Annotated in this window: 11 protein-coding genes; 8 read left to right on the plus strand and 3 right to left on the minus strand. The window is 35.5% G+C overall.

The window, feature by feature from the left end; genetic code table 11:
• Position 1: 1 nt before the first annotated feature.
• Entirely contained in the window at positions 2 to 427 is a 426-nt protein-coding gene (locus JST55_12490) for a GIY-YIG nuclease family protein (GenBank protein MBS1494327.1), read from the minus strand.
• A 46-nt stretch (positions 428 to 473) separates the two neighbouring features.
• A complete protein-coding gene (locus tag JST55_12495) occupies positions 474 to 1,655 on the minus strand; it encodes an alpha/beta fold hydrolase (protein ID MBS1494328.1) in 1,182 nt (393 codons plus the stop codon).
• Between the two features lie 166 nt (positions 1,656 to 1,821).
• Between JST55_12495 and JST55_12500 the strand changes: the two genes are divergently transcribed.
• The 4 genes from JST55_12500 to JST55_12515 are packed head-to-tail and all read left to right on the plus strand — an operon-like array spanning position 1,822 to position 6,813.
• Positions 1,822 to 3,090, plus strand: a complete 1,269-nt coding sequence (locus tag JST55_12500; protein MBS1494329.1) for an insulinase family protein — start codon at positions 1,822 to 1,824, stop codon at positions 3,088 to 3,090.
• 5 nt (positions 3,091 to 3,095) lie between these two features.
• On the plus strand, positions 3,096 to 4,397 hold the full coding sequence (locus tag JST55_12505; protein MBS1494330.1) for an insulinase family protein: 1,302 nt from the start codon (positions 3,096 to 3,098) through the stop codon (positions 4,395 to 4,397).
• 25 nt (positions 4,398 to 4,422) lie between these two features.
• Positions 4,423 to 5,781, plus strand: a complete 1,359-nt coding sequence (locus tag JST55_12510) for an insulinase family protein (protein MBS1494331.1) — start codon at positions 4,423 to 4,425, stop codon at positions 5,779 to 5,781.
• Between the two features lie 60 nt (positions 5,782 to 5,841).
• Complete coding sequence (locus JST55_12515) at positions 5,842 to 6,813, plus strand: MoxR family ATPase (protein MBS1494332.1); 972 nt, start codon at positions 5,842 to 5,844, stop codon at positions 6,811 to 6,813.
• Between the two features lie 5 nt (positions 6,814 to 6,818).
• Here JST55_12515 and JST55_12520 read toward each other — a convergent pair whose 3' ends face one another.
• Positions 6,819 to 8,516 carry a hypothetical protein gene (locus tag JST55_12520; GenBank protein ID MBS1494333.1) on the minus strand — a complete coding sequence of 566 codons (1,698 nt, stop codon included), beginning with the start codon at positions 8,514 to 8,516 and terminating at the stop codon, positions 6,819 to 6,821.
• 187 nt (positions 8,517 to 8,703) lie between these two features.
• Between JST55_12520 and JST55_12525 the strand changes: the two genes are divergently transcribed.
• The 4 genes from JST55_12525 to JST55_12540 all read left to right on the plus strand — a co-directional run bounded on the left by JST55_12525 (position 8,704) and on the right by JST55_12540 (position 12,895).
• Positions 8,704 to 10,197, plus strand: coding sequence for a right-handed parallel beta-helix repeat-containing protein (locus tag JST55_12525; GenBank protein MBS1494334.1), 1,494 nt, complete (start codon positions 8,704 to 8,706; stop codon positions 10,195 to 10,197).
• A 622-nt stretch (positions 10,198 to 10,819) separates the two neighbouring features.
• The gene (locus tag JST55_12530) at positions 10,820 to 11,188 is read left to right on the plus strand and encodes a hypothetical protein (GenBank protein MBS1494335.1); all 369 of its coding nucleotides are present in this window, start codon (positions 10,820 to 10,822) and stop codon (positions 11,186 to 11,188) included.
• A 237-nt stretch (positions 11,189 to 11,425) separates the two neighbouring features.
• The gene (locus tag JST55_12535) at positions 11,426 to 11,767 is read left to right on the plus strand and encodes a hypothetical protein (protein MBS1494336.1); all 342 of its coding nucleotides are present in this window, start codon (positions 11,426 to 11,428) and stop codon (positions 11,765 to 11,767) included.
• 492 nt (positions 11,768 to 12,259) lie between these two features.
• Positions 12,260 to 12,895: an AhpC/TSA family protein gene (locus JST55_12540; protein MBS1494337.1), complete on the plus strand. Its 636-nt coding sequence runs from the start codon at positions 12,260 to 12,262 to the stop codon at positions 12,893 to 12,895.
• Positions 12,896 to 12,905 lie beyond the last annotated feature (10 nt).

Genomic DNA, 12,905 nt, shown 5'->3' on the forward strand with positions numbered 1-12,905 from the left:
ACTATATTGATTTAATTTTTTCAGTAAAAGCATATTTAGGCAAAAGCAGGGCTGTGATATAACACTCTATAGCTTTTCTTTTTATAAATTCATCTTCTAAAATCCACTTCACAGAGCATTTATCTTTTAAAAATTTCTTAGCTGTATTATTACATATTACTTCCATTAAAGTGTTATCGTTAACTAACTTTTTTTTGAAATTAGCACTTGATTTGTTTCCCATAAGATGATTTCTATATAATCTTTCAGATAAATTATTTGATTCTCCAATATATAAAATTTCTTTTCTTTCTTTTTCAACTATCATATATACTCCTGGGCATTTAGGAGTTGTAGAAATTTGCAATGTATTATACGGAATTTCTTTGGCTTTTGATAGGTTGACTAATGAAGTTTCTAATTCAGCTTTCCATTTTTTAATTTCCATACACTTTTTCTATTGAATTTTAATTAACTTACTATTGTAATTTTCTTCACAATCCTATCACATAATTATACATACCTGAAGAGATAATCGGATACTGCTCATGCATGTGGTCAACCCATAGCTGAACAGGTAACGGATTATTTGCGCCCCCGCCTGTTAGTAATGCAGAATCTTCCGATACAAGTCCGTCATTATCTTTATTCGGATAATAAAGCTTCATTACATAGTATGCAATTTTTACAAATTGAGAATAATAACTTTCTTTCCAGACCCATTTAACTCCTGAAATACTTCCACCCATTCTGCCTGCGAGTAAATAATACTTGCTCCTGTTTGCAATATCAACCGGGTCATTATTTAGCGCAGTTAAGAACGGAGAATTTGGAACGATATCCTGGGGTCCGTCTAAACCAAGCCAAGGAACAAAATTCTTAAGTTTAGCAAGTGGTGAACCGTAATGCGGAGTGCCGAACGTAACCAACTTTGTTATTGCTCCGCCATTTTTAACATATGCTCTGCATACAAGTCCTCCCATGGAGTGACCAACGATAATAGGATTTACAAGTCCGCGGGCTAAAACTGAATCTCTTAATACTATTCCGTTTACTTCTATATGTTTTTGCCAGTCATATTGATAGCGATATACATTATGTCGTAATTTAAAGTCAGCAGGAAGCGATGCCATGGCAGAATCCCATTCACGTATTGTGCCTCCCATTCCGTGTACAAAGATAACGGGCGGACCAGTTGGATTTGGAGTTGTAAAGACTGATTCGAACATGTAAGGATTTGGAGGAATTGAAGTATCTACTGCAACTGTTTCTACAAATTCAACCGGAATAGGCTCGGCATCACCGGTAGAAAATACAAGATTACCTGAAATTTTCTTTGGTGAAGTTGAAATTAATGAGCCGGTAAAAGTAAAATCATAATTAGTACCGGTAATATCTCCTGTTACTGAAACACTTGCTCCGTCAAATGTACCCGTAAGCACACCTTTATGGGTATCAGAGGAATCATAAGACTGGACGTCGCCCGATAGAGTAGAACCTGAATGTTTTAAGTTAACTGAAAAGAAATGAGTTAGTGCTGTAGTTGAACTTACTGGGCATTCATAAGAAGCTGTCAGATTTTCGGGATTTCCGCTTGTAACGGTGTTATCACTGCAGCTATTGAAAATAAAAGAACTTAAAAATATCAAAGATATTATTACAATTTTGCTGTTCATTTGGGGTAGAATGAAATTAAATTTGAGCAGAATATAAATCAGAATGGAATAAATTTAAACTCTTATTCTTATCTCTGATTTTAGGATTTTCCCACTCTTTTTACTTTGTAATTCACTGTTAAATAGAGTAATTTTATTGTTTACACATTCTATTCTTTGACAATATTTGAACACGAAATTAATCTTTGAGGAATTCTCTCTCCCCAATAAATTACACTGCGTCCTTCACAAAAATACAAGTAATCCGCTGGTAAATGTTACACTCGGTTATAAAGTCGGTGCAAAGGACGAAGAGCCCGGACAGTTCGGCGTTGCTCATTTATTTGAGCATCTGATGTTTGAAGGCTCACAGCATATTCCTAAATCACAACATCAGCAGATAGTAATGGATTGCGGCGGCAGAACAAATGCGTTCACAATGCAGGATGCAACAGTTTATTACGAAGATGTACCTGCGAATTTTCTGGAAACAGCATTGTGGCTGGAATCCGACAGAATGAATGCAATTGATTTGACTGAAGAAAATCTTGATAACCAGAAAAAAGTTGTGCTTGAAGAAAAGCTTCAGAGGTATGATAACGCACCATATGGAACGTTCCTTGCAATGACTATGAAGAATATATTCCCCGGTTCGCTTTATGAACATACTACAATCGGTGAAGCCGAACATATCAGAAATTTTTCGAGACAGGATGCAATAGATTTTCATCATAAATTTTATTCACCTGCCAATGCAGAGCTTCTTATTTCAGGTGATATTGATATTGACCAGTCGAAGAAACTGATTGAAAAATACTTCGGAGATATTACGAAAGCTAATGGAATTATTAGAAAGGAAAATAAGTTCAAAGAACTAACGGAAGATGTAACGGAAACAATAGAAGATAATGTAATGCTTGAAAAGTTTTATATGTCTTTTAAAATTCCTAAAGCTGGCAGCGATGAAGAATTTGTAATGGAGTACTTTACAAAACTCTTGTTCAACAATAAAAGCAGCAGACTTTATAAAAAACTTGTATATGAAAAAATGCTCTTGAAGAATATTTCTTCATTCAAATTTTCAATACAGGATGCGGGAGTTTTTATTATTATCGGTACAGTAAACCCAGGCAAAAGCAGGGAAGATGCACAGAAAATTATTCTTGACGAAATAAGAAATTTTGCGGAAGGTGAAGTGCACGATAACGATATGGCTAAAATAAAAAATGAGCTTGAGTTCGGACAGGTAAACAAGATGATTTCTCTTAACAGGATAAATGTTGCAAGTGTTTTCAACAGAATGTACTACAAAGATGTAAATAAAATCAACGAAGAACTTTCACGCTATAATTCCGTAACTAAGGAAGATCTTAAAAAAGTTACCAAAAAATATTTTGTCGATGCAAAGAAAGTAACACTGAACTACATTCCTAAAAAAAATAAGAACAACAATTAAATTTATTGAGAAATAATCCTAACATAATACGATACAAATCAGAAGATTTTCCCGGTATAGTGCAGAAGGCATTGGATATCGAAGAAATGACATTGGCAAACGGCTTGAGAGCTGTATTTTACAAAACAGATAAAATCCCAAGCGTTTGTGTGAACATGACTTATCATGTAGGCTCAAAAGATGACGGCGAGAAATCAGGTATTGCGCATTTATTCGAGCACCTTATGTTTGAAGGTTCTCCGAATGTTCCTCATGGAGAATTTGATGCAATATTGCATGACCTTGGCGGTGATAGCAATGCTTTTACAAGTTGGGATGTGACATCATATTACATTACTATTCCTTCCAACGCGCTGGAAGTTGCATTGTGGCTGGACTCAGACAGGCTTGCAGGATTTGCAGTAACAAAAGAAATGCTGGAAATTCAGCAGGATGTTGTTGCAGAAGAAAGAAAGTATGTCTTTGATAACACACCTTATGGAAGTGTTGAAGAAGAAAGCAACCTTAGATTGTTTAAAACTTCCGGCTATAGAAATTCCATTCTCGGCAATATGGCTATTTTGAAAAAGCTGAAGATTGAAGATATAAAAAATCACTTTGAAAAATACTACGCTCCTAATAATGCAGTGATTGCATTAGCAGGAAGCTTCGATATGGAAGAAGCTAAAGCGCTTGTTGAAAAATATTACGGTAATATTCCGGTAGGAAAGCCTTTTACAAGGCAGGAATTTAAAGAATACGATATAGTTGAAGAGATAAAAGATACTATCTACGATAACATTCAATTACCGGCAAAATTTATTTATTACAGAGTTCCTGAGCAGGGTACTAAAGATTATTATGCGCTGCAAATTTTAAGCAGCATACTTTCAAAAGGTGAAAGTTCTTTACTTTATAAAAAACTCGTATATGACTTAACTCTTGCAAATGACGTTGACACTTCGGTCACAGGAATGGAGCAGACCAGCATTTTCGGTATCAATGCAATCTCATTAAAAGGGAGAAATTTAGATATCATCGGTGCGGCAATTGATGAGACGTTGGAAGAAATACGAAACGGAAATATTAAAGACGAAGAAATTCAGAAAGTCAAAAATAAAATTGAAACAAGAACTGCTTTGAGAAAATCTTCTATAGTTTCTTTAGCAGAAAATCTTTCCAATGATAAACTGCTTTTTGATGACGCGAATAGAATTAATACGGAGATCTATAATTTCCTTTCCATAACAAAACAAGATATAATTGATGCTGCGAATAAATATCTGAAGAAAAATCAGAGAGTCGTGCTTGATTATTTACCAAAATAAATTTTAGAAAGTTTGTACATATAAAATGATTACAGAAAAATTAGACAGAAGCAAAAAACCAATTCCCGGTGCGCCGAAAGATGTAAAATTTCCCGGGTACTTTGAGACAACCCTCCCGAACGGAATAAACGTTATCGTTATAAAAGATGAAAAGTTTCCTATAGTATCAGCAAGATTTGTTTTTAAAGCAGGTTCATTTTTTGACGGAGAGCAATATGGTATTTCTTCTTTCACATCTGAGATGCTTACTAAAGGCACACAGTCAAAAAGCGCATTGGAAATTGCTGAGTTAGTTGATTTTCATGGTGCATTTTTATCATCGGGCTGTGACTTTGATGCAACGTTTGTAAGCTGCTACTCTCTCAAAAAGTATTTTGAAAAGATATTTGATGTAACAACTGAAGTTTTGTTACAGCCGGCATTTTCAGAGGACGAGATTAACAGACTCCGCGAGCAAAAGATAAATTCAATTATCTCCTATAAAGATGAAGGTGATTATCTCGCTTCAAGAATTTACAAGAAAAATATTTATCATAAACTTCCGTATTCAAAACCTTTAGAAGGAACTGAGACAACTCTCAATTCTTTTCAAAGAAATGATATGCTGAGTTTTTATAACAATTATTACAAACCGAACAATCTTATAATTGCATTCGTTGGAGATATAGATGAAGCTAGAGCTGTTCAATTAGTTGAAGAAAAATTCAGTAATTTTACCGGTGAATTTGTGAATAATACAAAGATTGAAGATGAAAGCGTAAACAACGGAAAAAAAGTTTACATAGTTAAGAAACCCGGTGCAGTACAGTCATCATTGAAAGTAGGACATCTTGCATTCAAAAGAAACATTCCTGATTACATTCCTGCAAGCGTAATGAATACTCTGCTGGGCGGAAGTTTTACTTCACGTATCAACAAAAACCTCAGAGAAGTAAACGGCTTTACATATGGAGCCCGTTCATTCTTCGACTGGAAAAAATATTCCGGTGACTTTGCTGTTGAGACTGAAGTGGGGAACAGTTTCAGCGCTCCTGCAGTTAAAGAAATGATTTTCGAAATTGAAAAAATGAAGAACGAATTAGTATCAGATGAAGAACTCACAAGTGTAAAGAATTATTTGACCGGAAATTTCCCGCTTCAGCTTGAAACTCCAAATGCAATTGCATCGAAAGTTATAAGTCTGAAAATTTATGACATCGAAAAAGATTATTACAATACATACATCTCTAAAGTTAATGAAGTAACTAAGCACGATATAAACGATGCAGCAAAAAAATATTTACATCCCGATAAACTGACCATAGCTGTTGGCGGTAATCCCGATGAAATAAAAAATGATATGATGCAGTTTGGTGATGTTGAAGTATTCGATGAAGTTGAATAGTTGTCAGTTGCACGTTATTAGTTGTCCGTTAATTGTTAATTACAAATTGTTAATTGAAAAATGTCTGACGTAGAGCTTGTCAAAAAACTAAATACAAAATACCTCTCATTAAAAAGCGAAGTTGCAAAAGTTGTTGTTGGTCAGCAGGGAATAATTGAACAGATACTGGTTACAATTCTCTCTAATGGACACTGTTTACTTATCGGTGTACCCGGACTTGCAAAGACTCTTTTGATTAAAACTCTCTCTGAAGTTCTGGATTTAGAATTTAACAGGATACAGTTTACTCCTGACCTTATGCCTTCTGATATTACAGGCGTTGAAATTCTTGAACCATCTGGCGACGGGAAGAATAATTTTAAATTTATTAAAGGACCGATTTTTACCAATATGCTTTTAGCGGATGAGATAAACAGAACTCCGCCTAAAACACAATCCGCTTTGCTTGAAGCGATGCAGGAGCATAAAGTTACAGCTGCCGGAATTACATATACACTCCGTGAGCCGTTCTTCGTGCTTGCTACACAAAATCCTATCGAGCAGGAAGGAACTTATCCATTGCCGGAAGCGCAGCAGGACAGATTTATGTTCAACTTATGGCTGGACTATACAAGTTTTGAAGATGAAATTGAAATTATAAAAAAGACAACCACCATGTATAAACCCACTCCTGAAAAAGTATTTTCCAGAGAGGATATAATTATGTTTCAGGAGCTTGTACGAAAAGTTCCTGTAGCAGATGAAGTAATAAACTACGCAGTATCACTCGTCGGCAAAACGAGACCTAATAATAACAATGTTCCTAAATACATCAAGGATTACGTCCAGTGGGGCGCGGGCCCCAGAGCTTCGCAGTATCTTATACTCGGAGCAAAAGCTCAGTGTATTTTAAACGGACGTTATTCACCATCCATCGATGATGTAAAAGCAGTTGCAAAACCTGTTCTGCGCCATCGTCTTATCTTAAACTTCAATGCAGAAGCAGATAATTTAACTGTTCTGGATCTGATTGATAAACTTATCAAAGAATAAAAATCTTACTGAGATTTTTTCAGATAATTTATATAATCATATACTGCATTCATAGCAGGGTCAATGTTGTTTTTATAATCTGAAAAATTCAGCGGAGTATATATCTCCGGATATACCCATTTCCTTCTATCTTCTGAAACAGACTTTTGCCAGTTTCTGCTTGATGCGCTGACTTTAATGCCGCTATAGGGCAGTTCAATAAAGTTTATTTCTCCGATGAAATTTGGCTTTGAACCCGTTGGTTCACCAATGAAAATTGTCTGGGTATTGTTTTCCAGATCGCTTGTTAAATTCATTGCAGCAGAAAATGTGTTGCGGCCTATTATTGTAAATACTTTCCCCCTCTGATTTATTTTCGGATTCCTTATAAAATTATTTATTAAATATTTGTTGTTGTTGTTATCTCCGCCGCTGTTCAGGCGTAAATCTATTATAATTCCTTTAACATTATTTGAGTCTATAAATCTGAAAACTCTGTCATAAAAATCCTTCAGCTTTTCTTCTTTTTTATTCTGAATTGCATTCACCTGCATATAAACAAAATTTATGTCGGGAAGTAATTCAAACCAGTAACGGTCAGAGGCATTCTTTAAATATAAAGGCAGAGGATTAGCGGATTTTTCATTGGCGTAAACGAATCCATCGTTACTTCCCGAATGAAATGATTTGAAGAAATCCGTTTCTGTTTTTTTAATCGCTGCGTTTACTTTCTTTCCATTATCATCCTGCAGCTCGAGTTTTAAAACATCTTTAGAATCACTTATTCCCAAACCGTATAAGCAATAATTGTAGGTAAGGTAATTAATGCACTGCCAGTCTATACCGAATTCATTATCATGCGGCACAACTTCAGCTATTTTTTTCAGCGCGTCCTCAGTAGTCATCGTTCCGATTTTTGTAGCCTTCATACCTGTGTACTGAGAGTATTCAGATGAAATTCCTTTTATATATAATCCGTCTTTGAATTTATAAAATTTAACCGGATAGCTTTGAAATTTTGATATAGATTTATCGGCAGGAAACATTATTGTGTGACCGTCACCTACGCTTGCAACAATCTTTGCAATTTCAGTCATAACATGTTCATCATCCATATCGTCAATTTTAGTTAAGAGCTCAGAGTATTTATTATCCCACTGAGATTTTGTCACCACATCAAAAATTCTATAGTGTGTTTCTTCCATTCTTTCCTTCAGATAAGTTATGTCCGCTTTCCATCTTTCTGTCCTTTTACTCTCGGGGAGATTCCCCGGATAAATAAAATCTTTAAACTTTTCATTGTTCCGAATATTATCGAAGTCAGAGTCTTTCCTTATTGCATCTTCTAAGTTGCTATATTTATATTTTGCAGCAGTCTTTATCCAGCTGATTGCATTATCAGCGTCACCCATTAAAGAATAGCAGCATGCTATATTATATGCTGCAGAGTTAGAAGCATATCCCACATCAATTCCCTTTATATAATTCTCTATCGATTTTTTATATTCCTTTTTATTGTAATATGATTCAGCAAGACTCATATAAAATTGACCATTGTATTTATCTTTGGCAATGAGGTCTGTAAATGCTACGATTGCTTTATCCCAGTCTTTATTGGCTACATATTGATTAGCTGTTTTCACATCTGTTACATTGGTCTGAGCCGAAGCAGAAAAAGTACAAGATAAAAAATAAGTCAGGATTAAAAAGTAGATTTTATTCATTTGCAGATTCTTAAAGGTTTACAGGAAAAGAATTTAGCGAGGGTATATGGTTAGACGGTTTAATTATGTAAAAGGTTTCTTGGTTTAAATTCAGAATTTTCCTGATTTTAGATTTGTTTATTTAGAATTAACAATTGTATATATTAGTTTTATTTCATAATTTGAAAGTATAATAAAGTTCTCTCTTATGAAAACTATATACGCATTTTTATTTTTCGTACCCCTCGTTTTATTTTCTTCGTGCTCTAAAGAGCCGGACCAGTTAGTTTCTTCGACACCTCAGTCATATCAAAAAGCAATTTTTATAGATCCTGCTCATGGCAGTGATGATAACAATGGAAGAGAAATTACCTCCCCCGTAAAAACACTTTTCAAAGCGAGCGCTTATTGCGCAAGCGGAGATACTCTTTTTATGAAAGGCGGTATATATCAGGCGTTCAAAGATGAAATTATAAAAACTCCCACTGAATTCGGTTATATTTTTATAAGACCATATCCCGGAGAAAGTGTTATACTCGATGGTACCGGCGGAGTATATACAAACACAGATGCAATCTTAACTATTAAAAGTTCTACCTACATTGATATTGCAGGATTTGAAATAAGGAATAACACAAACGGCAGAGGACTGAATATCTTAAGCGAAACCAAGTACTGTAATTTTATAAAGATCAGAAATTGTTCTATTCATGATGTAGGCTCCAGCGCAATTTACATGGGAAGCTCAAACACATCAATTGAAAATTGTGAAATATATAACTCATCGCTGACTAATAAAAACAGAGCGCTTGGTGATAACGGTCATTGGGATGCTGCGATACAATCGTATTTCAAATACAGTGCTGCGCCATTTTATAATGCAGAGTATACATGGGATAGCGGAATCATATCCGGCAACAATATTCACGATAACTGGGGTGAGGGAATTAATATTACCCGCTCAAGTAATTTCAGAATAGCCAATAACAAAATTTATAACTGCTACAATGCTGCTGCTATGATTGATAACTCACGGGACGGTTTTATTTTCAATAATTTTATTTATTCTACAGGTGATGAATTCAACCGCATAAGTTCAACGGGATATAACAGGCCGATGCAGGGATTTCTTTTCACCAATCAGAAGAATAATTTCACTGCAAGCCCTATGACAGAGAACATGATTGTTTATAATAACCTCCTGCTAAGAACAAGCACTGCGTTTGAGTGGAGATACGATGCAACAAATCCTATTCCCGCAAATTCATACTACAACATGAAAATTATTTTCAATACGTGTTACAATACAATAGGTTATGATTTGTTTGCTTTAGATGTCAATTATTTCTCGGGCAGATACATCACTACCACCAATGAATTCCGTAACAACATTTTTTATAAGCCGGTTTACAGCTCTGTTAACCGGAATTATTTTACAGCGAGCGGGGACTATTCACAGTACTGGACTATCACAAACAATTGCTTTGTTTCGGGAGATATACCTTCTTACATAGCAACAGTAAACATTGCCGGCAATCCGTCTTTTGTAAATCCTGCTTCGCAAACGCCGGAAGGATTTAAAATTTCTGATGCTTCAATCTGCAAACGTACGGGAGTTGTGATTCCCGCAGTCGCGCAGGACTACTTTATGAATATCAGGTCAAGTACTCCTTCGATAGGATTTTTCGAACTGCTTCAGTAATTCCCGGTTACACTTCAAATTTAGAGACCTGATTCTTTTTATAAGAGTCAGGTTTTTTTTATCCCATTTCACCTAATATTTAAAAACAGGATTCAAAATTCTTTTTGAATTGATGGATTTTTGACGGATTTTCCGAAAATCAATATTGTTTTTACAATACTTGAGCTTTTCTAAACTCGTCATTCCAAAATTGCTGCATAATTGTCACATTTATAGAGTATGCTATTCTGTTTTATATTATTTCAAATATAGTCACATTATTGTCGCATTCTGAGTGAAGCTCAGTCCCGTCTTTAGCGGGAATGTAACACGGATATTATGATTCTCTATGATGCCCAAGATAGTCGCATTATTGTCGCATTTTACTTCAGTAGAGACGCATGTAAGCGTTTCGTTCTATTCCAAGCCAATATAATAAGTTTAAAAATTTATTCAAAGAAGTTTTGCCCTATTAGCAGTTATAGGGATTTTAATTATGAATTATGAATGTAAAATTATGAATTACAATAATAACCCCTACTTTGGGCTGGCGACAGATATTTTTTGTTAGGCACAGGGAACTAGTTTCAACTCCATGAGTTAAATTCTCAACTGTTCTTTGCTGTTTAATTTAAACTTATTTATGTCACCCCAAAAAGTCTCGTCGAAAGTAGTATCAAAAATCTCTAAACTAATATTTATAATTCCTGTACTTTTAATCTCAACCATAATATTTTCTTCCTGCACAACTGCGCAGAGCGAGCTTAAAGAAGATGTCACTGCAGCTGTTAATGACAGTCTTTATATTTCATTGCAGAAAAAAGATACCACTAAATTTACAAAAACTGAAGCATCTTACTTTCACAAACTGAAAGAGAAAAGTAAGGATGAATTAACTCAAGCACAGGTGAAAGATGGTGTCGGAACTGCCTTTGTGATATTGGGAGCTATCGGTACGTTAGTCGGCGGGTTTTTATTATTTGTCGGGGGAATGATGGGGCATGGGTGCTAAGGAGCTTGAGTTATAAGTTATGAATTATGAGTTAACTTTGTGGACAGTTTTGCCCTCCCCTGCGAAGGGGAGGTGGAGGTTTCTTTCAAATACCTCACCCCTAACCCCTCCCGATAAATCTGGACAAATCTCCTTCGTAAGGAGAGGAAAACTTACGCGTGGCTTCCCCCTCCTTTTTGAAGGAGGGGGACCGAGGGGGCGGTATCAAATTTTTTCATCAAAACTACAATCTTCATCTTGAAAAATTTCAGAGTTTTAATTCCAGTGCTTTTCATTTTTGCCATAGGATTTTCTTCCTGTGAAAGCAGTAAAAATATTTCACAGGAGACTTCGCAAAACATATACTCGCCCTGCAATGATAAGCTCTATCTTGAACTGCAAAAAAGAGATTCATCCACTTACACAAATTTTGAAAAAGATTATTTCCATAAGAAGAAAGATGAGTGCAGTAAATTTACCTATAAGACTGAGCATGATACGAAGCAGAAAGTCGGGGAAGATATTGTAAAGTATGTTTTAATTGCAGGCGCAATTTTAGGGGCAGCTTTTTTATTAATCTTCAGCGGATTTAAGCAATAGGTTTTCCCCCTCCTGCGAAGGAGGGGGGAGGGGGAGGTTTCTTTCAAATAACTCACCCCTAACCCCTCCCGATAAATCTGGATAAGTCTCCTTCGTAAGGAGAGGGGAACTTACACCTGGCTTCCCCCTCCTTTAGAAGGATGGGAAAGGCTTCGTTGTGAAAATAAAAAAATAGCGAAATATTCCAATTGTTTTGAAAAACTAACAATGTTGGATTTGCATAGAAGCATAGTACGAAATCTTTACCTATGATAGACTATATTGCAATTCACTATTCTGCCATTTCACTATTTCCAATAATATAATAAGAATGTATTTTCTTCAAGAAAAAGCTCACTATATTTAGGCATAGGTAAAAAAAATTTAGCAGGTTTTGCCGGATAAATCCATTCAAGTTCAGATTTCAAAAAGTCTGCAACTAAATATTTATTTCAACGGTTACAGCAGTATCATCAAATTTTATCAAACTAAATTTAAACTAATCCCAAAACCATGAGATTTACAAAAATGTTTATTTTTTTATTCATGCTTAGTTTTATTTCCGGCGCTTCGCTAAGCAATCTGTTCTGCCAGGTTTCAGGCAGCGCAGCCGATGTAAAGCCGATTGCGGTCGGCCAAAAAATTCCTGATGTTACTTTAAAAAATGTAAAGGGCGAGCCTGTCAATCTCACCACTTTAGCTGGGGAGAAGCAGACTATTCTTGTTTTTTTCCGCGGAGGATGGTGCCCGTACTGCAATAAGCAGTTGATGGGGCTTCAGAAAATCGAATCTGATTTAACTGCGCTCGGCTACCAGATTGTTGCTATCAGCGCTGATAAGCCCGAGAAAATATCTGAAATGATGACTAATGACGAGCTTAAATACACAATTCTTTCAGATAATAATTCCGATGCCTCAACTGCATTCGGAATTGCATTCAAGGTTGATGATGCCACTGTTGAAAAATACAAAGGATATAATATTGATTTAGATGCTGCCTCGGGAAACTCAAACCACATTCTGCCCGTGCCATCGGTTTTCATTCTGGATACTCAGGGAAAAATAAAATATGAATATGTAAACCCGGATTACAAAGTAAGGCTTGATGCAGATAAGCTGCTTGAGGAAGCAAAAAATAATAAGCAGTAAGTTTATTATT

It is taken from the genome of Bacteroidota bacterium (assembly GCA_018266835.1).
Taxonomy (GTDB): domain Bacteria; phylum Bacteroidota; class Ignavibacteria; order Tepidaquicellales; family Tepidaquicellaceae; genus JAFDZO01.